The organism is Pseudomonas sp. AF32 (genome assembly GCF_022342325.2).
Taxonomy (GTDB): Bacteria; Pseudomonadota; Gammaproteobacteria; order Pseudomonadales; family Pseudomonadaceae; genus Aquipseudomonas; species Aquipseudomonas uvaldensis.
In genome coordinates, this window is sequence record NZ_RQJK02000026.1 from 69920 (window position 1) to 92712 (window position 22793).

22 protein-coding genes and 1 pseudogene are annotated in these 22793 nt (G+C 60.8%); 14 read left to right on the top strand and 9 right to left on the bottom strand.

From position 1 onward, the window contains the following. The first annotated feature begins 30 nt into the window (after nucleotides 1-30). The 4 genes from EGM97_RS22195 to EGM97_RS22210 are packed head-to-tail and all read left to right on the top strand — an operon-like array spanning nucleotide 31 to nucleotide 2262. Entirely contained in the window at nucleotides 31-759 is a 729-nt protein-coding gene (locus EGM97_RS22195) for a S8/S53 family peptidase (RefSeq protein WP_238962180.1), read from the top strand. A 10-nt stretch (nucleotides 760-769) separates the two neighbouring features. Further along, a complete protein-coding gene (locus EGM97_RS22200; protein ID WP_238962179.1) occupies nucleotides 770-1264 on the top strand; it encodes a tail fiber assembly protein in 495 nt (164 codons plus the stop codon). Between the two features lie 60 nt (nucleotides 1265-1324). Continuing rightward, nucleotides 1325-1750, top strand: coding sequence for a cell wall hydrolase (locus EGM97_RS22205; RefSeq protein ID WP_238962178.1), 426 nt, complete (start codon nucleotides 1325-1327; stop codon nucleotides 1748-1750). Next, nucleotides 1747-2262 (top strand): lysis system spanin subunit, encoded by a 516-nt coding sequence (locus tag EGM97_RS22210; protein WP_238962177.1) that lies wholly within the window; start codon nucleotides 1747-1749, stop codon nucleotides 2260-2262. The genes EGM97_RS22205 and EGM97_RS22210 overlap by 4 nt, the downstream gene beginning before the upstream one ends. A 468-nt stretch (nucleotides 2263-2730) precedes the next feature. On the opposite strand, the gene EGM97_RS22215 is transcribed toward EGM97_RS22210, so the two are convergent. The 6 genes and pseudogenes from EGM97_RS22215 to EGM97_RS22240 all read right to left on the bottom strand — a co-directional run. After that, entirely contained in the window at nucleotides 2731-3420 is a 690-nt protein-coding gene (locus EGM97_RS22215) for an SOS response-associated peptidase family protein (RefSeq protein WP_238962264.1), read from the bottom strand. Between the two features lie 12 nt (nucleotides 3421-3432). Next, nucleotides 3433-3804, bottom strand: a complete 372-nt coding sequence (locus EGM97_RS22220) for a hypothetical protein (protein ID WP_238962176.1) — start codon at nucleotides 3802-3804, stop codon at nucleotides 3433-3435. A 385-nt stretch (nucleotides 3805-4189) separates the two neighbouring features. Then, entirely contained in the window at nucleotides 4190-4453 is a 264-nt protein-coding gene (locus EGM97_RS22225) for a hypothetical protein (protein ID WP_238962263.1), read from the bottom strand. A 152-nt stretch (nucleotides 4454-4605) separates the two neighbouring features. Continuing rightward, nucleotides 4606-5268, bottom strand: a complete 663-nt coding sequence (locus tag EGM97_RS22230; RefSeq protein ID WP_238962175.1) for a class I SAM-dependent methyltransferase — start codon at nucleotides 5266-5268, stop codon at nucleotides 4606-4608. Between the two features lie 111 nt (nucleotides 5269-5379). Continuing rightward, nucleotides 5380-6234: a methyl-accepting chemotaxis protein gene (locus EGM97_RS22235; RefSeq protein ID WP_477788856.1), complete on the bottom strand. Its 855-nt coding sequence runs from the start codon at nucleotides 6232-6234 to the stop codon at nucleotides 5380-5382. Between the two features lie 6 nt (nucleotides 6235-6240). Continuing rightward, nucleotides 6241-7323 (bottom strand): annotated as a pseudogene (locus tag EGM97_RS22240) (cache domain-containing protein); the annotation flags it as partial. Nucleotides 7324-7676: 353 nt separating this feature from the next. Between EGM97_RS22240 and EGM97_RS22245 the strand changes: the two are divergent. Next, nucleotides 7677-8717, top strand: coding sequence for a GlxA family transcriptional regulator (locus EGM97_RS22245; protein ID WP_238962173.1), 1041 nt, complete (start codon nucleotides 7677-7679; stop codon nucleotides 8715-8717). Nucleotides 8718-8740: 23 nt separating this feature from the next. On the opposite strand, the gene EGM97_RS22250 is transcribed toward EGM97_RS22245, so the two are convergent. Next, a complete protein-coding gene (locus EGM97_RS22250) occupies nucleotides 8741-9463 on the bottom strand; it encodes a pirin family protein (protein WP_238962172.1) in 723 nt (240 codons plus the stop codon). A 245-nt stretch (nucleotides 9464-9708) separates the two neighbouring features. On the opposite strand from EGM97_RS22250, the gene EGM97_RS22255 reads away from it, so the two are divergent. Further along, nucleotides 9709-10659 (top strand): GlxA family transcriptional regulator, encoded by a 951-nt coding sequence (locus tag EGM97_RS22255; RefSeq protein WP_238962171.1) that lies wholly within the window; start codon nucleotides 9709-9711, stop codon nucleotides 10657-10659. A gap of 181 nt (nucleotides 10660-10840) precedes the next feature. Next, nucleotides 10841-12304, top strand: coding sequence for an ATP-binding protein (locus EGM97_RS22260; RefSeq protein ID WP_238962170.1), 1464 nt, complete (start codon nucleotides 10841-10843; stop codon nucleotides 12302-12304). Here EGM97_RS22260 and EGM97_RS22265 read toward each other — a convergent pair. Further along, entirely contained in the window at nucleotides 12251-15061 is a 2811-nt protein-coding gene (locus EGM97_RS22265; protein ID WP_238962169.1) for an ATP-binding protein, read from the bottom strand. The genes EGM97_RS22260 and EGM97_RS22265 overlap by 54 nt on opposite strands. 211 nt (nucleotides 15062-15272) lie before the next feature. Between EGM97_RS22265 and EGM97_RS22270 the strand changes: the two genes are divergently transcribed. The 7 genes from EGM97_RS22270 (at nucleotide 15273) to EGM97_RS22300 (ending at nucleotide 21930) form a co-directional block, all read left to right on the top strand. Continuing rightward, a complete protein-coding gene (locus tag EGM97_RS22270; RefSeq protein WP_238962168.1) occupies nucleotides 15273-16094 on the top strand; it encodes an alpha/beta fold hydrolase in 822 nt (273 codons plus the stop codon). A 133-nt stretch (nucleotides 16095-16227) separates the two neighbouring features. Then, entirely contained in the window at nucleotides 16228-17175 is a 948-nt protein-coding gene (locus EGM97_RS22275) for a LysR family transcriptional regulator (protein WP_238962167.1), read from the top strand. Beyond that, complete coding sequence (locus EGM97_RS22280; protein WP_238962166.1) at nucleotides 17172-17585, top strand: DoxX family protein; 414 nt, start codon at nucleotides 17172-17174, stop codon at nucleotides 17583-17585. The genes EGM97_RS22275 and EGM97_RS22280 overlap by 4 nt, the downstream gene beginning before the upstream one ends. Then, nucleotides 17578-18207 (top strand): antibiotic biosynthesis monooxygenase, encoded by a 630-nt coding sequence (locus EGM97_RS22285; protein ID WP_238962165.1) that lies wholly within the window; start codon nucleotides 17578-17580, stop codon nucleotides 18205-18207. The genes EGM97_RS22280 and EGM97_RS22285 overlap by 8 nt, the downstream gene beginning before the upstream one ends. A gap of 118 nt (nucleotides 18208-18325) precedes the next feature. Next, the gene (locus EGM97_RS22290) at nucleotides 18326-20164 is read left to right on the top strand and encodes an amidohydrolase (RefSeq protein ID WP_053158860.1); all 1839 of its coding nucleotides are present in this window, start codon (nucleotides 18326-18328) and stop codon (nucleotides 20162-20164) included. 144 nt (nucleotides 20165-20308) lie between these two features. Then, entirely contained in the window at nucleotides 20309-20938 is a 630-nt protein-coding gene (gene ycaC, locus EGM97_RS22295) for an isochorismate family cysteine hydrolase YcaC (RefSeq protein WP_238962164.1), read from the top strand. Between the two features lie 110 nt (nucleotides 20939-21048). Beyond that, nucleotides 21049-21930: a LysR family transcriptional regulator gene (locus EGM97_RS22300; protein ID WP_238962163.1), complete on the top strand. Its 882-nt coding sequence runs from the start codon at nucleotides 21049-21051 to the stop codon at nucleotides 21928-21930. Nucleotides 21931-21986: 56 nt separating this feature from the next. On the opposite strand, the gene EGM97_RS22305 is transcribed toward EGM97_RS22300, so the two are convergent. After that, nucleotides 21987-22463: a hemerythrin domain-containing protein gene (locus tag EGM97_RS22305; protein ID WP_238962162.1), complete on the bottom strand. Its 477-nt coding sequence runs from the start codon at nucleotides 22461-22463 to the stop codon at nucleotides 21987-21989. Nucleotides 22464-22793 lie beyond the last annotated feature (330 nt).

Sequence of the window (22793 nt, forward strand, 5' to 3'; positions counted from 1 at the left end):
TCCTACATATTGTCTCGATAGGTGTCTGGAATGTCTAAACAGGTAATCAGTCTAGGTACTGCGCCCACCGGCGTCGGCGGCGATACACCGCGCAGTGCCTTTACGAAAGCTCAAAGTAACTTCGATGAAATCTATGCTGCGCTGGGAGGTTCCGGCTCACCCATTTCACTTCCTGCTGTTTTGCCAATAGCAAATGGCGGTACTGGCAGCTCCAACGCTTTCGGGTTGGGTAGCCTAACTTCAGTACCGATCTCCATCTCCGACCTAGATTCGCCGACCCTGGCGACAGGCATGTACAGCTTGGTTACTGCGTCGGGAGGCACCAGAGGGCTTCCATTCGGAACCTACAACTTGTGGGTCAATCGATTCAATAACACAACCAGCGCCGCACAAATTGCAATAAGCGTGAACACCGGAATTATGTATGTTCGTCATTTGCAGACGGTTTCCTTTACGGATACACGCAGTCTCGGATTGTCGCAAAGCTGGGTTGACGTGACGTCAAGTCGTGCGCTTGGAACAAGCTACACGAACACAACGGGGCGTCCTATTCAGATCGCCGGTATTATTGGACCGACATCCACTGCCACCACTGTCGCGCTCGCTTCAGTCGGTTCAACTACGGTTTACGGTAATTACGCTGGCGTTGCTGGCAACTACATTTCACTCCCTCAAGTTATAGTCCCGCCAGGTGCGGTCTATAGCGCTTCTGCGGGTAACGGTACTGCCGCGCTGGTCAATTGGCGCGAACTGATATAAGGCTAAATTTATGGATGGCGATGAAATGGCTATTGAGTCTATTTATGTCCCCCACAATTATTATGTGGATGAAACGACCGGTGTGGTTTATGCCTACCCTGAGGATGGTAGCCAGGACAGTTTCATGGGCAGCAATCTGCGGAAGATGTCCGCTGAGGAGATCGTCGCGCACTTGAATCCGCAGCCCCGTTACTGGACCGACGGCATCACCCTAATCTATTCCGCCGCGAGCGTTATCCTCGGGATGCGTCTGGCGTCCCAAGAAGAGATTGAACGGCTCCTGCCGGCAATGAAATTGCGGGAGGCGGCCGAGAAAATATCAGGCCTGCGACAGGTCGCTGATCAGGCCATAGCCCCGTTGCAGGATGCTGTCGACATCGACGAAGCAACGCCTGAGGAAGTCGCCGCGCTGACGGCTTGGAAAAAATTCAGGGTTGCGCTCATCCGTCTGCCGGAGCAGCAGGGATATCCAGATGAGGTTGTCTGGCCGCTGCCGCCTGCCTGATCTCGACCCGCCCCTACGCACCCGCCATCGAGCGGGATTTTTTTTGCCTGGAGAAAAGTTATGGCTGTTTCCGAAAGAGACCGCGACATCCTTGCACGCACGCTGTGGGCCGAAGCAAGAGGGGAGGGCCTTGCCGGGCAGATCGCCGTGGCCTGGACCATCCGCAACCGCGTGGAAGATGGCAAGGCCAAGTCCTGGTGGGGTGAGGGCTATGCCGGTGTGTGCCTGAAGCCCTATCAGTTCAGTTGCTGGAACAAGAATGACCCGAACTATCCCTACCTGAGCGGCGCCAAGCTGATCCCACCGAAGCAGTTTGCCCAGGCCCAGCGGGCGGCCGACCTGGTGATCTCTGGCGCCGAGCCTGACATCACAAAGGGTGCGACCCACTACTACGCGACAACGATGCCGAAGCCGCCGGCCTGGGCCGCCAAAGCCACGCAGACCCTGCGCCTGGGCAACCACGTCTTCTTCAAGGACGTGCCATGAATCCTGGGGGTGTGAAAGCCTGGGTGGTTGGCGTGCTGGCGCTTGTGCTGCTGGCGGTCGCGGCGACCTGGAAGGTCCAGGACTGGCGCTATGGAGAACGGTTGGCGGAGCAGGCCCGCCTGCACCAGTCCGACCTGGCTCAAATCAGCAGTGCGGCAGCGTCACAGGCCCGGACGGAGCAAGACAAGCGCCTGGCCCTGGAGCAGCGGCTGTCGGCCAGCGAACAAACCCATTTCAAGGAACTGAGCGATGCTCAAACCAATCAGGCTCGCTTGCGCGATCGCCTTGCCACTTCTGATTTGCGGCTGTCAGTCCTCCTCGAGGATTCAGCCAGTTGCAACGCAGTGCCTGCCACCGCCGACGCCGGCGGCGTGGTTCATGGAAGAGCAAGAGCCAAACTTGACTCAGCGCATGCTCAAAGAATTGTCGCCATTACCGACGACGGCGACCGGGGACTGATCAAGCTTGCTGCCTGCCAGGCATACGTGAGGGTATTCTCGAAAGAAAAATAGAGCTGCCTCAGTAGGCGCGGAATAAATAAAGCGTTCGGAACGGGTAAACGGAGGACGGAGGAAATAAGCGAAGTGAGCAACCCCCGCCCGCATACGGGGGAGCTCCAGTCTAAACGGATCAGACCTTCGATAAAACGACGGCAGCACAGAGAACCAGCAAAGCTGCGGTTACTGGTTCTATGCCAACGCTACAAAGAGCGCTGACCGCGGTACCGAACGCATGAATGCGTTGAGCCAAACCCGCTGAACCATTCTGTTCGGAAATACCCATGGTATACCTCCCAAGAACTCGCTACTTCAGTCCCTTGAAGCGGTTGGTAGGGAAGTAGCCGGTTCAGACCGCGCCGTTTTTTGTGTTATGAATCGTTCCAGACACAGGGACGGCACCCAACCGGATCGGCGGCAGTCAAAGTCATGGCTTTGACTGTCGAAATTGGACGATATCTTGCCCGAAGAGATTGGTCGTTGCTAGTGGCCCAAGGCTATGCTCTTGATTATTTCAGGTCCTTGGTTCCTCACGTTGCCGACGGCACGGTCTACCTTGAACCACTCGAAAGCCTCCGCCGGCTCTCCCTGGTGCAACGCTATTTGCTCGGCGCGCTCTTTGGGCGTGGCCGGGTCGAGCCATTCCCGGGCGAGCTCGGGATTCAGCACCACAGGCCGCCGGTCGTGGATGTCGATCATGCCGCCCTGGCTGTCAGCGGTGATGATGACGAAGCCGTCGTGCTCGCTTGGCTGACGGTCACGGGTGGGGAATTGGCCTATGGCCGCGCAGAGGATCGGGGCCAGGTCCCGCCGGCGGATCAGGTAGGGCTGCTTCTTCGGTCCGCCTTCGTCGACCCACTCGAACCAATTATTGATCGGGGCGATGGCGCGGTTCGGCCAGATCAACCGATAGAAGGGGCCGTGGGCGACTTTCTCGACCCGTGCATTGATTGGCGCTGCCCGGTCTTTGGCCCAGGCTGGTCGCCAGCCCCAGCGAACCATGTCGGCATGCAGCACGTCGCCTTCCTGGTGAAACAGGGCGAGCTGACTCGATGGCGCGCCGTTGTACTTCTCCAGGGGTAGGTCGCTGGCAGAGTTGACCAGGGCATTGGGCATGCTCAGTGCCGCCACGAAGTCGTGGATGCCGGTGTACTGGGAGAGTCGTCCGCACATTTTGTGGCCCATTCAGACTCTGTTGGGAACGGGTGGGGCGAGCTTGCCTCCCATGAATTCGTTCAACTGCCTGTAGTACTCAGAAATCAGCTGATCTTTTGAGGCAAGCAGGTAGTTCGAGTTCATTTGTAAGGAGACAAACTCCTGGTCCCTGCTAGATAGATCGGATTTTACCTGCTTGAGTTCAGTCCGAAGCCTGGCGCATTCTTTGGCCTCGGCTGCGTGCATTTCCACCAGACCGAAGATGTCCTGGCGCGCCTTGCGTAGCTGGCTGGTCAGCTCCTGCACCTCGTTCTCCAACATCAGGCAGGAGTGCTTGTACATCTCCAGCGGAGTGGGGCAGCCCAGCCAGTCGCTGGTGTCTTCGATTTCTAACGGATCCACGGGTAACGCCTCAGTCTGCACTGTTTGGATATACAGTAATCGAGGCGCGACAATTCGGGCGAGGGTGAGGCGACGAGCTGTAGGGGTTTGGGTTGTGAGCGGTCGGCAGAACGCCGGGGAGTGGCAAAAATTGCCTGGGGACTTTTTCGGGGGGTCGCTGTTTTCCGTATGGCTCCGTTGGGCACCGTTTGCAGCGAGCGCCGGTAGAAGAGCCAGTAAATATTGGGGTTGAAACCCATTTTCAAGCATGGGGTGCTAGGGGTCGAGTGTTCGAATCACTCCGTCCCGACCATATTTTTCAATGACTTAGCCCAATCTGCAAAGGTTGGGCTTTTTCATGTCTGCAATAAACAACCCGTTTCGTTGAATTATCGCCAAGGGGAGATCAATGCAGCGCCAAGGATCTCGGCACTGGAACATGATCAAACTTCGAAATGGTCTTGATCCAGTAACGGCGATAGTCGGTCTGATCAGGTGCCAGCGGTTTTTGGGTTGACCATAGGTGCCCAGCCTTCAGGCTGGCGCGATAGGCCTCCCATTCTTTCTGCTCGGCGACTTCTCTGGCTTTGTGTCGGTCGTCGAACCAGCCGAGGACATAAGGTTCGCCTTGGTCTGTGCCATGTGCTATCAGCAAATAAATCTCTGTCATGACTGCCGCCTCAATGCTGTAGTCCAATCGTTACTCTTGTCATGGGTATCGGCAGGAGGTTTGAGTTTTTGAGATCAAGATTGTCAATCATCGGGTCAGGGGGTCGGATTGCTGGAGCAACGCCAATCCCGTTCAATTTCGGTTTCCGTTCGTTATTCGGCCACCATCAACAACGACTGCGGCGCCGCGCTCTGCGGATGCTGCGGCTCCTGCAACCCAGTCAAGCGAAAGCCCGCCATGTCCAGCGCGTTGAGCCAGCTGGAAAGCGTGCGGAAATACCACGGCATGGGTTGCCATTGTCCTTTGAATCCGTTGAAGGTTTCCTGCCGCCAGCCATCCTGATAATCGCCTGCTGCCGTAGCCCAGGGATGCAAGGTCTGGATTACCAGGGCGCCACTTGGAGCGAGCAGGGCTTTCAGGGCGCTGAGCAGGGGGATGATGTCCTGGTGCAGCAGGGCGAAGTTGGCGCAGATCAGGTCGTAATCGCTGCCGATATCCACCTGCGTGTGCACCAGCGCGTCATAGCTGGCCAGATACACAAGGGGAGAACCGGCGGCCCGTGAGGCCTCCACCAGGGTTGCGTCGCCGTCCACGCCGACGGCTTCGATGGCCCGTTTGGCCAGGGCGCGCAATAGCCAGCCCTCACCGCATCCGAGGTCGAGCACCCGTTCGGGCTGGCGGCTGAGTATCGCCAGCAGGATGGCTTGGTCAGTGACTTCGCGGCGACTTTCAATGGCGCCGGTGCGGACGGCTTCGATCCAGGCCTGCGCGTTGTGTTGCCAACTCTGGAGGAGGGCGGATTCGGAGGCGGACATTGGCAGTCTCAAGCGTGAGGGCTTGAGTTCAAGGATAGAACATGCGGATTGACGCGGTCCTGTGGGAGGAAAGCTTGGCTCCCACAGGCTCATTATCGAAAAGAGCTGTATTTAGAACTTGAACCGGCCTACCAACCCCTTGAGTTGACCGGAGATGTCCGTCAGGCGGCCGGAACCGGTCTGGGCGGTGTGGGCAAATTCTTCGACCAGTTGCGCATCGGCATGGATCTGCGCGATGTGTCGGTTGATGTCCTCCGCCACTTGGTGCTGTTGCTCCGCCGCCGTCGCGATCTGAGTGTTCTGGTCGCGGATCGAGTCCACCGAGTTGCGGATCTTGTCGAAGCTGTCGCGGGCCTGTTGGATGCGCTCGACACTGGTTTGCGACACTTGCAGGCTGGTCTGCATCTGCTGGGTCACTTCCTGGGTGCGCCGGGCGAGGTTGCCGAGCAGGCTGTCGATCTCGCCGGTGGAGTCAGCGGTGCGTCGTGCCAGGGCCCGGACTTCATCAGCCACCACGGCGAACCCGCGCCCTTGGTCGCCGGCGCGCGCAGCTTCGATGGCTGCGTTGAGGGCCAGCAGGTTGGTCTGCTCGGCGATGGAGCGGATGGTGTCGAGAATCGTGTTGATATTTTTGCTGTCTTGTTCGAGTGCCTGCATGGTCTGGGTCGACTGCTGCAAGTCTTCGCTCAGTTTCAGGACGCTGCCAGTGGCTTCGCCGATATGGTGCTGGCCGTCATGTACATCCCGGTAGCCCGTGTCCGCGCTGGAGGCTGCCTGGCTGCAGGAGCGGGCCACTTCGTTGGCGGTCGCGACCATCTCGTTGAAGGCGGTGCTCACCAGTTCCACCGCCTGACGCTGGCGCCCGGCGGCTTCGTTCATGTTCGAGGCCACTTCGCTGGTGTCGGCGGCGGCACTCTGCAAATCGGACGAGGCGCTGCCGATGCGCTGCACCAGCTGCGCGATCATGCCCAGGAATTGGTTGAACCAGCTCGCCAGGGTGGCCGTTTCATCCTTGCCTTGCACTTTGAGCTGACGGGTGAGGTCGCCTTCGCCTTCGGCGATTTCCTGCAGGCCATCGGCGACGCCGCGAATCGGCCGCACGATCATGCGGGCGAAGCTTGCACCGACGATGGCAAAAACGACCGCCAGCACGGCAGCGATGAGCGCGATCAACCAGGTCAGGCTCGACGCCTGGGCCATTACTTCATCACGCTTGATCAGGCCGATGAAGCGCCAGCCCAGAGTCTTGGAGGTCACCATGTTGACCATGTAGGGCACGCCATCGATCTCGATCTGTGCCGCGCCATCGCTGCTTTTGGCCAATGCGGCGTAATTGGGACCCAGATCGGTCAGCGGCTTGAAGTTGTGCTTGGGATCGCTGGCATCCACCAGGACGTTGCCATTGGCTTCGACCAGCATCAGGTAGCCACTTTCACCCAGCTTGAGTTGCTTGACCAGTTCGGTCAGTTGTTTGAGCGACACGTCCAGGCCGACGACGCCGATCACATTGCCACTGGCGTCGCTGACGGTGTGTACGGTGCAGATCAGCGTTACGTCATCCGGTGCCCAGTAGTAGGCATCGGTACGAGCGATGGTGCCCGGTGAGGCCAGTGCGGCCTTGTACCATGGGCGCACGCGAGGGTCGTAGTTCGACAGCTTGGCGTCGTCAGGCCAGCTGGCATAACCACCGTCGCTTTGCGCCACGGAAAGATAGGCCGTAGTTGGATGGCTCTTGGCAAAGCCGTCGAAGATTGCCAGAAGCTGCTGATTGATCTCCGGGAGAGGGGTTTTTGCGGCGTCGGCGCCGATATAGCTTTTCAATCCCTTGGCCGCGATGATCCGTGGATCCTTGGCGAACTGCGCGACGTTCTGGCTGATGCCATCGAAGAAGGTCTTCATGCCATTGTCGATCTGCCGGATTTCCCGGCCGCTGCTGTCCAGAAAGTTGCTCTGTGCCGCGTCGCGCAGGTTCAGCACGACGAGCACGGCTACCAGGATGACGGGGAGGCAGGCGATGGCCGCGAACGCCCATGTCAGCTTCTGTTTGATATTCATGACTTCTCCCGCGGGTATTTTTAAATGTTGTTTCGGCGGAAACAGCAGGATCCGTTGGGCGTTTCCGAGAACGGAAGCGCCCGAGCCTACCTAGAGCGTATCGACCAAAGTCGTAGGCACTTTAGGCGGGCTCCGGCTTTGCGGACAGGAGGTTTTCCTGTATAGCGAGGCCATGTCGCAGAAGGTGTTGAAAGTGACGCATTGGGGCTACTCGGCGGTGCGATTTTGCTCATCATCACAGGAAAGTAGCAGGGTAATTGTGGCCGGTGTTCCTGATCCGAAAGACGGCTGCGACTGCTGTGCCAGGGCGCAAGTGTCAAGCAAGCCTGATTGTCTTCCATTAACGAGGCCCTATGCCAAGCGCATTCGAGAGCGTACTCAAAAACAAGAACATGGCCTATCGACCACTCGGTTCACCGGGTACCGACCAGGCTCCGATTCGTGTCGCGTTTGTCTTGATGGACAACTTCTCGATGATGTCCTTCACTGGTGCGGTGGACGCGCTGGTCACCGCCAACCTGATGAGCGACAGGCCCCTCTACGAGGTACTGACCGTCGGGGTTTCGGGCGCACAGGTGACCAGTGACCTGGGCATCGTCATTTCTACCGATGTCGAACTGGCGCAACTGCCGGAGGACCTGGATATCCTGATCGTCGCCGGGGGCTTTCGCGTCAAGCTGCAAGGCGTGCCCCTGTTGCGGCGCAAACTGCGCGCCAACGCGGCGTCGGGGGCGATCATGGGCGGACTGTGGAATGGCGTTTTCTTCGTCGCCGACGCCAATCTATTGGATGGCTTCGAGTGCGCCGTCCACCCGGAAAGCCGTGCGATGATGCTGGAAGTCTTTCCCCGCGTGAAAGTGTCCAGCCGGGCCTACGTCGTCGACCGGGAGCGAGTCAGTTGCGCGGGCGCGAACAGTTCCCTGCGCATGATGCTTCAGTTGATCCGCCAGACGGGTGGGCAGGCGTTGGTGGGAGCCATCGAAGAGATCCTGCGTTGCGATGAATCCGGCGATGAAAGCGATTTGCCGCCGGTCTTCGTCGAAACCGACCCGACGCTGCCGGAGAGCCTGAAACTGGCGTTGGAGTTGATGTGGCAAAACATCGAGGAGCCTCTGACCATCGATGAGCTGGCAGCGTGTGTGAAGATTTCGAAGCGCCAGCTCGAACGGCGCTTCTGTCGTTTTCTCGGCGCGACCCCGACGCGTTACTATCTGGAATTGCGCCTGACCCGCGCCCGCCAGTTGATCCAGCAAACCAACCGCTCCGTGACGGAAATTGCCGTTGCGACGGGCTTCGTCAGCTCTCCGCATTTCCAGCGACGTTTTCGGGATTTCTTCGGCGTTCCGCCCGGCAGTTATCGTTCAACGTTCGAGCGGAAACAGGCGATGCGCTAAGCCTCGGGTCTATGCCTACAGATTTATGGCATCTGCGGCAATTCCCTGGGTTGCAGATCGAACACCAACACCTCGGCGTTCTCGCCATTGGTCAATGTCAGCACCTGCTCATCGCGAACCCGCACACCATCGCCTTCCTGCAGGGATACGCCATTGAGCTCGACCTTGCCCCGGGCCACGTGCACATAGGCGTAGCGGTCTGGCGCCAGTCTCAGGTCGGCGCTTTGCTTGCCGTCGAACAGCCCGGCATACACCCGTGCATCCTGGCGAATCTGCAGCGAGCCGTCGGTTCCATCCGGCGATATGATCAATTGCAGCCGTCCGCGTTTCTGTTCAGTGCTGAAGTGCTGTTGCTGATAACGCGGCGTGGCGCCAGCGACGTTGGGCACAATCCAGATCTGCAGGAAGTGCACCGGTTCGCTATCGCTGTGGTTGAACTCGCTGTGGGCCACGCCGCTGCCAGCGCTCATCAGTTGCACATCGCCCGGGCGGATGACCGAGCCTGTGCCCAGGGTGTCCTTGTGCTCAAGCGCACCTTCGAGCACATAGGAAAAGATCTCCATGTCCCGATGCGGATGCTGGCCAAAGCCTTTGGCTGCGGCAACCCGGTCGTCGTTGATGACGAGAAGGTCGGAGAAGCCCTGTTCGTTGAGGTTGCGGTAGTTGGCGAAGGAAAAAGTATGGAACGAGGTCAGCCAGCCGTGACGGGCGATGCCGCGGTCCGAAGCTTTGCGAAGGGTCAGCATAGTGGTTCTCCTGATTCTGGGCGGAGCGGTCGTGGCCGTTCGCCGGGTTCAGGAAAAGATTAATGGTTAACGAATGATCCAATAAGTAGATCAAAAACGAAAGACTGTCCCTTCACAGTGGACAATCGAGTAAGCTCGCCAGCCTACGCTTCGCTTCGCCATAATGCGGAGGTTCCGCTGTGTTCAGGCCCTGATCACAGTGATCGGAACTTGCTGCTTCCTTCGATCCTCTGGCGTTCTTCCTGATGAAAACCGTTGCAATGGTGTTGTTCCCGGACTTTCTGCTGCTTGATATGGCGGGGCCGCTTGAAGTCTTTTCCATCGCCAATCGTTATCTCGAACCGGACCAGCGTTATCAATTGCTGACCCTGGGTACCGAGCGCGGCGCGCTGCGGGCGTCAAACGGGGTGACGGTGCAGGCCGATATCCACATCGACCAGGCCTGGGCGGCCTATGACGTGCTGCTGGTACCGGGGGGGCCGGGCGCCTATAACCAACAGCATCCGGGGCTGCAGACGTGGTTGAAGGCCGCGACGCAACGGGCCACACGCTATGGCTCCATTTGCACCGGGGCCTTTGTACTGGGCGAAGCGGGATTGCTCGATGGATACCGGGTCACCACCCACTGGCACTACACCGAACGCCTGATTCAACGCTTCCCCAAGGCCCTGGTGGAAACCGACAGAATTCTCCTTCAGGACCGCCGCCTCATGACGTCCGGCGGCGTCACCGCGGGTATCGACCTGGCCTTGTTTATCGTCGCCCAGGATTATGGACGCAAGGTGGCCCTGGATGTGGCCAAGGTGTTGTTGGTGGTGATGAAACGCCAGGGTGGGCAGGCGCAGTTCAGCCCGTTGGTGGCGGCGGTGGCGACCCAGGAATCGGCCATTACCCGGGTGCAGCACCATGTGATCGAGCACTTGGAGGAGCCCTTCACGGTCGAGCGCATGGCCGAGCTGGCGGCCATGAGTGTGCGGCACTTCGCCCGGGTATTTGCCCGTGAGGTCAAAATGACGCCCATGGAGTTCCTCCAGGGTGCGCGTATCGACCGGGCGCGTCAGCTGTTGGAAACCACCGACTTGCCTCTCAAGACCGTGGCCTTTCGCAGCGGCTTCGGCAGCGTGCGGCACATGCGCGCCCAGTTCAGTGAAAAGCTTGGCTTGACCCCGGCACAGTATCGCCAACAGTTCAGTTGAGCCGGCGGTGTCCGTCCAGGGCATCGTGATGTCCGTGATGCGTCCTTTGCCAGTATTGTCGTGTCGCTCATGGCTGCCAAGATAACCGGTGAACCCTTTGGAAAGGATGCGCTTGAGCCGGGGCAGAGACATTGTCGGGTACAGCGTCATGTCCAAACTGGCTGCTGGCGCTGGAACGCCCATGAACAATTTCGCCAAGCCGGGTACCGAAACGACGGTGGTTTTCGGTCCGTTTACCTTCCATCCGCAGCAGCGCCTGGTCACCTGCAAGGGCAGGCCCCTGTCGCTGGGCGGACGGGCCCTGGATATTCTTCATGTCCTGGTTGAACACGCCGGCAGCTACGTCGACAAGCAGACCCTGATTGCGCGTGTCTGGCCGGACAGCGTCGTCGAAGCCATCAACCTGCGCGTGCATATCGCGGCGCTGCGCCGGGCATTTCGTGATGTCACGGGAGGGTGCCGGTATATCCGCAACGATCCCCGGCGAGGCTATTGTTTTGTTTCCTCACCGGTTTCAGCGTCACGCAGCGAACGGCATAACCTGCCTGCGCGCCTGAGCCCGGTGCTGGGACGAGACAGAGTACTGGGTCAGCTGTTGGCCGACGTGCCGCGCCACGGCCTGACCACCGTGACCGGGCCGGGCGGTGTCGGCAAGACCACCGTCGTGCTGCGGGCGGCGGAGTTATTGCTGGGGTATTTCCATGACGGCGTCTGGTTGGTTGATCTGGATGCGCTGGTGGATCCGGATCAGGTGCGGGCGCACCTCGCTCAGACGCTGGGCCTGGAGCCCGACGCCCTGACATTGCAGCTTGGATCCTGTCGGATGCTCTTGGTGCTCGATGGCTGCGACCGGTTGCTCGACGCCTGTCGGGAACTGATTCTGGTGCTTCGTGCAGCCGCTCCCGAGGTGTCGGTGCTGGTGACCAGTCGCGAATGCCTGGACTTGGCCGATGAATATGTCGTGCAGTTGCCCGGCCTGGCGGTGGCCGAAGAGCTGGAGCCCCAGCAGGCGCTGTTGGCCTGTCCGGCGGTGCAGTTGCTGATTGACCGGGTGAGTGCTCGTCAGCACGGGTTCAAGCCGAACGACCGGGAGCGGGCAACTCTTGCACAGGTGTGCCAGCGTCTTGATGGCCTGCCTTTGGCCCTGGAGCTGGCCGCGGTTCAGGTTGGCGTCCTAGGGGTCGCGGGGGTGCTTGAACAACTGGATGACGGGCTGGCGCTCTTGAGCCATGGCCGGCGCACCGCATTGGCTCGCCACCGCAGCCTGGAAGCGTCGCTGGATTGGAGTTTCGAGCGCCTGGGTGCCGCCGGGCAGACAGTGTTGTCACGCCTCGCGGTGTTCGACGGTCCTTTCAGCCTGGACGCGGCGATGGCGGTGGTCAGTTGTCCCGAGCTGACCCCAGGGCAATTGCCTGCGCTGTTGGCACAGCTGGTGAAACAATCTTTGGTGATGCGCGACCCGTGCGGCGAAGAGGTTCGGTTCTACCTGCTCCATACCACACGGGCTTATGCCCTGGAAAAACTGCAGCGTAATGGTCAATGGCATCTTTATCATCGGCGTTATGTGTTGCAGGACGCCTGGGCGCCCCAGTCAAGGCCCGTGCCGCCGAGACATGGACTGGAGCAGCGCATCGGCCTCCACTAGATCGGGTGTATCGAAGCCCTCCGTGAACCGGCGAAAAACCGGTTCGAGCAGGTTCCGCGCCGCCTGTTCCTGACCTCGGCCCTGCCATAGCCGGGCCAGGGACATGGCGCTGCGCAGCTCCCAGGCCAGGGCCCCCTGGTCGCGGGCCATGCTCAAGGCCATGTGCAGTTGCTCTTCAGCCCGCGTTTCGAGCGTTGGGTCATTGCCTGCCAGCAGCGCTTGGGCGTCGGCCCGCAGGATTTCCGCCGAGCACCAGCCCGCCAGCCCCTGGTGGGCCCGTTCGATCTGTTTCGGGCTGACCAGATCAGCCCGCAGGGTGACGACGATATCGTGGATCAGACCGGTGGTGATCTGATCCACCGGCGAGGGGCTCCCCTCAAAGGCGCAGGCGTAGCAACCGGCCCAATCATCGAACAGCAGCACCGAATGTTTCTTTGCCTGGTGCCGTAGCATCTGGAGCCGTTCATGGGCGGTCGCACGGTTGCCGTTGTAATGCTCGATCACACAACCGGCCAGTGCCAGGGTGTAACAGATCGAGGTGCCATGGTTGATCTGCAGGGCGATTTGCAACGCGAGACTGGCGGTGCGACGGGCTTTCTCGGCAAAACCCTGCAGCCAGAGAATCCGCGCCAGGATTGTCAGCGCGGCGACGCTCTGGTCGTACTGCACGCCGAAGCCGTGGGTGAATCGGCTGAGATGGCCGCTTTGGGACATGCGCTGGATCACCTCCTCGGCGTCACGGCGGGCCGCGTCCTGGTTGCCGGCGAAATGCAGCGCCAGTACCCGCAGCCGCTGAGTGCTCAGAGACAGGGTCGGGTCGCCATGCGTGCCCAACCGGTCGAAGTCCCGGCTTTGCTCCAGAGCCTGTTGGTAATGACCGCAACTGAGATTGACGGCCATGTGGCCCGAGACCGCCCGCAGTTCGCTGGTCAGGTCCTTGCACTGCTGCGCAAGCTGGCGAGCGGTGATGAACGCGTCAATGGTCGCCGATGTGCCGCCTACGGTGTGGTAGCTGAAACTGCCACGGGCCAGTTCCAGGGCAAGGGTCAGCCTTGGACAGGGCGCGGGACTGGCCTGCAGCAATGCCAGCGCTTTGTTGACGTACAGGCCGTGCTCCTTGAGCAGGGACAGTTCCTGCCAGAGAGGCAGGGTCCGGGCGGTCAGGCGAATGGCGACGGCGTGCGCGCCGTGTGGGGCCAGGCCCCGGTCAAGCGCGGCGCGGATGTCGTCGCGATAGTCGGCGTAGCGGGCGGTCCAGAGCTGAGTCGGGGTGTTTTCCCAGTCGCTCTCAGCTTGCTCCATCAGTGTCAGGCAGCGTTCGGCATGGCGCGCCTGGCTGATGGACAGCTCACCGGCCTCGGTCAGTTTCTCCAGGGCATAGCTACGGGTCGTGTCCAACAGGCGATAGCGCACTTCTTCGTCGCCAAGCTCCACGTTGAGCAATGATTTGGCGACCAACTGACTGATCGACACCAGCACCTGATCCGGCGCGATATGCGGGCCGACGATCACCGCCGCGGCCGATGCCAGGTTGAAGCTGCTCATGAATACCGCCACCCGCCGCAGACAGGCCTGCTCACAGGGCGTCAGCAGGGCGAAGCTCCAGTCCAGGGTGGCCTGTAGGGTCTGCTGGCGCGGTGCGCTGGCCCGGCAGTCCTGGTGGAGGAGGGCGACGCTGTCCTGAAGTTGCCGGTGCAGGGCTTCCAGCCCGAAGCGGCCGATCTGCGCAGCGGCCAGCTCGATTGCCAGGGGAATGCCATCCAATCGCTGGCAAATATCGAGCACGAGGGGAACCTCCCGGTCGGTCAGCTCGAAGCTTTCCTGGCTGGCCATCGCCCGTTCGGCGAACAGTTGCAGCGCTGGATATTCCAGGGCGGGGTAGCCTTCGATGGCCATCCCCTTGGGCGGAAACGCCAAGGCATCCAGGCGCTGTATATGTTCGCCTTCGGCCCGCAGGTCTTCGCGACTGGTGGCCAGAATGTGCAGATGGGGCGCACCGCGCAACAGGGCTTCGCTGAATTGCGCGACGGCATCGATCAGATGCTCGCAATTGTCGATCACCAGCAGCAGATGCTGGTCCTTGAGTTGGCGCACGATGACATCCAGCGGTTCACCGTTATAAGGCGCCAGCTTCAGCAAGGCAGACAGGTTCGGCGCGATCATGGCCGGGTCGTTGAGCGAGGCCAGGTCGAGCAGGTACGTGCCGTCGCGGTAGCGGCCGATCAACCGCTCGGCGACGCGCAGGGCGACGGTGGTCTTGCCGATGCCCCCCGCGCCCACCAGGGTGATGAAGCGTTTGCGCGGCAGTTGAGCCACCAGCTCATCCAGGATCGCCTGGCGCCCGATCATCCGGGTGTTCGGCAGTGGCAGGTTATGGACCAATGACGCAGGGGCAACGGGCGTCTGTCCTTCGAGCGGCGCGAACGAAATCGGCGCCACGAAACTGTAGCCACGCTGGGCCACGGTGACGATGTAGCGCTGGCCGGCCTGACCGTCGCCCAGGGCCTTGCGCAGTGCGGCGACGTGCACCCGCAGGTTGGTGTCTTCCACCACGCTTTTGGGCCAGACCCGAGCGATCAGCTGTGGTTTGCTGACCACTTGCCCGGCGTGTTCGAGCAGCACCAGCAGGATCTCCACCGCCCGCCGGCCCAGGCGCAACGGTTGTCCGGCTTCCAGTACCAGGCGTAGGCGGGGGTGGACCTGATAGGGGCCGAAATGCACGGTCTGTTCGACGGCAAGGTCGAGGGGGTGGTTCATGGTGTTCTCGATGTCGGGGTCCCGGTATATGGGATTTATCCGAGCATATTCCTCAGGTTTGGCTTTGAACGCAACGGCGAGGAGCTCCGGATCCCTCGACCTAGACATCTGCTCGTCACAAAAGAGGGAAAAATTAACAACGTTTAACTCACGCAGGAGCCGTTTCTGAACCGACCATGAAGCCCTTCATTCACTGCAAGGAAGTCATGTCATGAGCACCTTCATCACCCGCGATGGCACCGAGATCTACTACAAGGATTGGGGCAGTGGTCAACCGGTGGTCTTCAGTCATGGCTGGCCGTTGAACTCGGACAGTTGGGAAGCGCAGATGATGTTCCTGGCCTCCAACGGCTATCGGGTGATTGCCCATGACCGTCGCGGACATGGGCGCTCAAGTCAGCCCTGGAATGGCAACGACATGGACACCTACGCCGATGACCTGGCGGAATTGATCGAGCGGCTGGACCTCAAGGAAGCGGTGTTGCTGGGCTTTTCCACGGGCGGTGGCGAAGTGGCGCGCTACATCGGCCGGCATGGCGCCGCCCGCGTAGCCAAGCTCGGTCTGATCTCGGCAGTGACGCCATTGATGGTGCGGACCGCGTCCAACCCTGGCGGCTTGCCGATCGAGGTATTCGACGGTTTCCGCCAGGCCTCCCTCGCGGACCGTTCTCAGCTATACAAAGATGTGGCCAGTGCATTTTTTGGTGCCAACCGTCCGGGCGCCAAGGTGTCCCAAGGCATGATCGACTGGTTCTGGATGCAGGGCATGCTCGCCGGTCACAAGAACACATATGACTGCATCAAGGCGTTTTCGGAAACCGATCTGTCCGAAGACCTGCGCAACATCGACGTGCCGACCCTGGTGGTCCATGGCGATGACGACCAGGTGGTCCCCATCGAAACCGCTGGCATCGCAGCCGCCAAACTGCTCAAGAACTCGCAGCTGCTGGTTTACCCCGGCGCGCCCCATGGCCTGACCGATACCCACAAGGACCAGTTGAACGCAGACCTGCTGGCGTTCATCAAGGGTTGACCAAGCTATGGCCCTTGTGGGAGCGAGCCTGCTCGCGATGGCGGCGGATCAGCTTGCATCAATGTTGAATGTGACAACGCTATCGCGAGCAGGCTCGCTCCCACAGGATCGGTATTGCACAGGACCCTAATCGATGAATCGCAACGATCTACGCCGCCTCGACATGAACCTGCTGGTGATCTTCGAGGCGTTGATGTTCGAGAAGAACCTGACCCGCGTCGCGGAAAAGCTGTTCATGGGCCAGCCAGCGGTGAGCGCGGCGCTGGGGCGGTTGCGGGATCTGTTCGACGATCCGCTGCTGATCCGTCACGGGCGCGGTATGGAGCCGACCCCGCGGGCGATGGCCATCCTCAAAGAGCTGCAACCGGCCATGGACACCATTTCCGGCGCGGTCAGCCGGGCCAAGGCGTTCGATCCGTCCACCAGTTGCGACGTGTTTCGCATCGGCTTGTCGGATGACGCCGAGTTCGGCCTGTTTCCGCCGCTGTTGAGCCAACTGCGGGAAGAAGCGCCGGGCATCATCGTGGTGGTGCGCCGGGCCAATTTCCTGCTGATGTCGTCGCTGCTGGCCAGTGGCGAAATCAGCGTCGGGGTCAGCTACACCACCGATCTGCCGGCCAATGCCAAGCGCAAGAAACTGCGGGATATCCCCTGCAAGGTCTTGCGTGGCGACAAGCGTCCGGGCCCGCTGACCCTGGACGAATACTGTACGCGGCCCCATGCCATGGTGTCGTTCTCGGGTGATCTGAGCGGCAATATCGACCTGGATCTGGCCCGCATCGGCCGGACCCGCAAAGTGGTACTGGCGGTGCCACAGTTCAGCGGGTTGCGCGCATTGCTCGCCGGCACTGAACTGATCGCCACCGTACCCGACTACGCGGCCTGTGCGCTGGTGGAAGGCTGTGGGTTGCGCGCCGAAGACCCGCCGTTCGAGATCAACCCGGCCGAGTTGTCGATGGTCTGGAGCGGTGTCCACGACAACGACCCCGCCGAGCGCTGGCTGCGCTCGCGCATCGCCACACATATGTCCCAACCGTTGCCGGCGGCCGCTTCAGCGCAGCCGGTCGGAGACCACCGATGAACCTCACCGATGAACGTCCGTTGCAGGACCTGGGCTTGCTGTTCCTGCGCTTGAGCGGCGCGCTGTTCCTGCTCTGGGTCCATGGGCTGCCGAAGTTGTTGAACTACAGCGTCGAGCTGACCCGTATCGAAGACCCGTTTCACCTCGGCGCCGCACCGACCTTGGTGCTGGCGATTTTCGCCGAGGTGCTCTGTCCGTTGCTGATCATGGCCGGTGTCCTGGTGCGCCTGGCCTGCCTGCCCATCCTGTTCCTGCTGGCCGTTGCGCTGCTGGTGGTCCACCCACAGTGGAGCCTGGAAGAAGGGCAGTTCGGCTGGCTGCTGCTGATCCTGTTTACCAGCGTCTTCATTGCCGGACCCGGGCGTCTGGCAATCAACACGCATTTTGCTGGAGTGCTTCGCCATGTCTGAATCGCAAACCCTCGAAACCAGCGCCAGACCCGGTGCCGATGAAATCGTCACCCTGGTGGTCAAGCACCGGGTCAAGGCCGGTCAGGACGCGGCCTACGAGGCCTGGTTGCGTCGCACCGTGACCGTGGCGGGTGGCTGGCCGGGACACCTGGGCGTGGATGTGGTCCGGGGCAAGCAGGGCGGGCTGTCGCTGTTCACCTGTGTGCTGCGGTTCCGTTCCACCGAGGCCATGCAACGCTGGCTGGATTCGCCTGTGCGCCGGGAATTGATCGACGAAGCCGCGCCGTTGCTGGCTGACGGTGACCAGACTGAAGTCGGGGCCCATAAGGAGTTCTGGTTTGCCCCGCTGGCCGATGCCTCCACGCCGCCGCCGCGCTGGAAGCAGGCCGTGGTGACGTTGCTGGTGATTCTGCCGCACACCTTGCTGGTACCGCTGATCTGGGGGCCGGTGCTGCAACTCAATGCGTTTCTGTCCAACTACGTGGTCGCCACGTTCCTGATCACCCTGACCATTGTGCTCTCGGTTTGTTACGTGTGCATGCCACTGGCGACCCGTTTGTTCGCGCCGTGGCTGGAAGCGTCCAAGGCCCATGAACATCTGGAGTCCGGCCATGGCCAATAACGATGATCCGACCGATCCGCTGCGCCGCCAGTTACTGGCCGCCGGGTCCTTGCTCAGTGCCGCGGCGGCTTTCTGGCCGCGCCTGTCCCTTGCTTCTTCTCATTCAAAAGGAAATCCGATGAATGCCGATCTGATTCTGTTCAATGGCCAATTTCACACGGTCGACCGCGAGAAACCCCGCGCCAGCGCCGTTGCCATCAGCCAGGGCAAATTCGTTGCCGTGGGCACTGACGCCGAAGCCATGGCCTTGCGTGGCAGCGGCACCCAGGTCATCGACCTCAAGGGCCGCACGGTCATTCCCGGTCTCAACGACTCTCACCTGCACTTGATCCGCGGTGGCTTGAACTACAACCTGGAACTGCGCTGGGAAGGCGTGCCGTCCCTGGCCGATGCCTTGCGCATGCTCAAGGACCAGGCCGACCGCACGCCGACGCCGCAATGGGTACGCGTGGTGGGCGGTTGGAACGAATTCCAGTTCGCCGAAAAACGCATGCCGACCCTGGAAGAACTCAACCAGGCCGCCCCCGATACCCCGGTGTTCGTGCTGCACCTGTATGACCGCGCCTTGCTCAACCGCGCCGCGCTGCGGGTGGCCGGATATACCCGCGACACCCCGAACCCGCCGGGTGGTGAAATCGTGCGCGACAGCAACGGCGAGCCGACCGGCATGCTGGTGGCGCGGCCCAACGCGATGATCCTGTATTCGACGCTCGCCAAGGGGCCGAAGCTGCCGCTGGAATACCAGGTCAACTCCACCCGTCAATTCATGCGCGAACTCAATCGCCTGGGCCTGACCAGCGCCATCGACGCCGGCGGTGGTTTCCAGAATTATCCGGACGATTACGCGGTCATCGAGCAGTTGGCCCGTGAACAGCAACTGACGGTGCGCATCGCCTACAACCTGTTCACCCAGAAGCCCAAGGAAGAGCTCACCGACTTCAAGAACTGGACCGGCAGCGTCAAGTTGCACCAGGGCGACGATTTCCTGCGGCACAACGGCGCCGGTGAAATGCTGGTGTTTTCGGCGGCGGATTTCGAGGACTTCCTCGAACCGCGTCCGGACCTGCCGCCCGGCATGGAACAGGACCTGGAGCCGGTGGTGCGCCATCTGGTGGAGCAACGCTGGCCGTTCCGCCTGCATGCCACCTATGACGAATCCATCAGCCGCATGCTCGACGTGTTCGAGAAGGTCAACCGGGACATTCCGTTCAATGGCCTGCCCTGGTTCTTCGACCACGCCGAGACCATCACGCCCAAGAACATCGAGCGGGTCCGGGCCCTGGGCGGCGGCATCGCGATCCAGGACCGCATGGCGTTCCAGGGCGAGTATTTCGTCGACCGCTACGGCGCCAAGGCTGCCGAAGCCACGCCGCCGATCAAGCGCATGCTGGCCGAGGGCGTGCCGGTGGGCGCCGGCACCGACGCCACCCGTGTGTCGAGCTACAACCCGTGGACCTCGTTGTACTGGATGGTCAGCGGGCGCACCGTCGGCGGCCTGTCGCTGTACGAAGAAGGCCTGCCGCGCCTGACCGCGCTGGAGCTGTTCACCCATGGCAGCGCCTGGTTCTCCTCCGAACAGGGCAAGAAAGGCCAGATCAAGGTCGGCCAACTGGCGGACCTGGCGGCCCTGAGCGCGGATTTCTTCAGTGTCGAGGAAGAAGCCATCAAGTGGATCGAGTCCGTGCTGACGGTCGTCGATGGCAAGGTGGTGTACGCCGCCGGCGACTTCGAAAAACTCGGCCCGGCCAGCGTTCCCGTATTGCCGGACTGGTCGCCGGTGGTCAAGGTCCCGGGGCATTGGCGCCCGACCTCACCGCTGCAGGCCCAGGTTCACCAGTGCAGCGGCCCTTGCGCCGTGCACTCCCACAGCCATGAGCGAGCGCGACTGTCGAACGTGCCGGTCAGTGACTTCCAGGGTTTCTGGGGCGCGTTTGGCTGTTCGTGCTTTGCCTTCTGACTGAAGTTGTCCCGTTTCCCCCTGTGGGAGCGAGCCTGCTCGCGATAGCGGTGTGTCAGCTTGCGGAGTCGTCGGATGTGCCGACGCTTCGCGAGCAGGCTCGCTCCCACAAGGTTTCGTAACATCCATCCAAAGGAGTCATCCATGAGCAACGCCCCTGTCTACAACCGCCTGAACAAAGATGATGCAGTCGTCCTGCTGGTCGATCACCAGACTGGCCTGATTTCCCTGGTCCAGGACTTCTCGCCGAACGAGTTCAAGAACAACGTACTGGCCCTGGCCGACCTGGCGAAGTTCTTCGAACTGCCGACCATCCTGACCACCAGCTTCGAACAAGGCCCCAACGGCCCGATCGTGCCGGAACTCAAGGAAATGTTCCCGGACGCGCCCTACATCCCGCGTCCAGGCCAGATCAATGCCTGGGACAACGAAGACTTCGTCAAGGCGATCAAGGCCACCGGTCGCAAGCAACTGATCATCGCTGGCGTGGTGACTGATGTCTGCGTGGCATTCCCGACCCTGTCGGCGCTGGCCGAAGGTTTCGACGTATTCGTCGTCACCGATGCCTCGGGCACCTTCAACGAAACCGTGCAGCAAGCTTCCTGGGCCCGTATGACCGCTGCTGGCGCGCAACTGATGAACTGGTTCTCGGTGGCCTGCGAGCTGCATCGCGACTGGCGCAACGACATCGAAGGCCTGGGCAACCTGCTGTCCCAGCGCATTCCGAACTACCGCAACCTGATGAACAGTTATGCGGCACTGACTGCCAAGTAAGCTGTGCTGCCTGTCTGAATGGATGCCCGCCTTTGTGCGGGCATCTTTTTGCCTGGCGAAAAACCTGAATCTGTTTATAGAATTCCTGACTGTCCACCCGCGGATCTCCAATGAACCCCTTCGAAGAAATGCGCATTTTCGCCCAGGTCATGGAATCGGGCAGTTTCACGGCCGCAGCGGACAAGTTGGGGTTGTCCAAGCAGTTCGTCAGCCGCAAGCTCATGGAGTTGGAGCAGCGACTCGGTGTACGCCTGCTCAATCGCTCGACGCGGCGACTGGACGTGACGCCCCTCGGCCAACGCTATTACGAAGCGGCATTGCGCCTGCTCAGTGAGATCGAGCAAGTGGAGCAGGGCATCAGCGGCCAGACCAGCGAACCCCGTGGCACCCTTCGCCTCAGCGCACCACTGTCATTCGCCGTGGCGCACCTGGGGAGCCTGTTGCCGTTGTTTCTGCAACGCTACCGGGACGTCAGCGTGGAGGTCGACTTGAGCGACCGCTCCGTGGATTTACTGGGCGAGGGCTATGACCTCGCGCTGCGAATCGGCGTGCTGGAGGATTCGACGCTGATCGCCCGACGCATTGCCACCATCGAGCGGATCTTCTGCGCCAGCCCGGCGTACCTCGCCCAACGCGGCCACCCTACACGGCCCGAAGACCTGGGCGGGCACGAGTGCCTGCCTTACGGTCATGGCCGTCAGGTGCAGTGGCGATTTGCAGGAGGGGGTAAGCCGCTGGTGCTGGAAGTCGGCGGTCGCATGCGCGCCAACAACGGTGAACTGCTCAGGGATGCGGCTATCGCCGGCATGGGCATTACTTACCTGCCGACGTTTATCCTGGGGGATGGATTGAAGGAGGGACGATTGGTCCAGGTACTCAAGGGCTTCGAAACCGCGCCGCTGACACTTTCGGCGGTTTACCCGCAGCATCGGCAGAGCTCGCGTCCTGTGCAGGCATTGATCGAATTCTTGCGCGAACACATGCAGCAGTAGCAAACCGGAACGCATTCAGCCGTCCGAATGACGGCTGAAGCATTCGCGGTACTCGATCAGGCAGCGAGATTGGCGCTGCTCAGTTCTTTCTTGTACTGCGCTTTCATGGTTTCCATCTGTTCACCCAAGGCGTCCAGCTTGGCTTTGCCCAACAGTTTTTTCGCTTGAGGGAACATTTCTTTTTCTTCTTCTTCGATGTGGTGTTCAAGCAGTTCCTTGACCACCTTCACCCGGCCGGCGAATTCCGGTTGGGAAGGGTCGGTGGCCTTCAGGTCCGGAAGTACCAGCGAATCGACGGTGCGGTGCTCTTCCTTGGCCTCGTAGTACATCTCGGCCTCATCCTTGCCGCCCACTTGCTTGAAGGCAGGATAAAGGATTTCTTCCTCCAGCCGGGTATGGATGGAGACTTCCATTTCCAGTTTCGCCAACAGGTCAGTGCGTTTCTTGATGCCGCGTTCGGTGGATTCGCTCAGTTGAGCCAGAATACCTTTGACGCGTTCATGGTCAGCCTTCAACAGATCGATGGCGTTCATATAAAGCTCCTCGGCAATTCACGGTTACGAGCCGGCTTCAAGCGCCGACGTCGCGTTAACCAAGGATTGCATCGGCCGTGCCAGCCAAGCGGCTTTATAAAATCCTTTTAAAACAACGAGTTGAGATGCGCATCATTTTGATCATCGTGCAAGCTGCATGAAGAGGGGCCAAAGCGCCTTGCACTTTGCGCTGCCCTGACCAGACCCCACCCTGTGCACTCTGTGGGAGATTCTATGGTTGAGGGGAAGCCCTCAAGCCGCTTTTGGTTGGTATTCGCTTTGCCCTTTCAGCAGAGCGAATACGATCCGAGCAAGCTTGCGAGCCAGCAT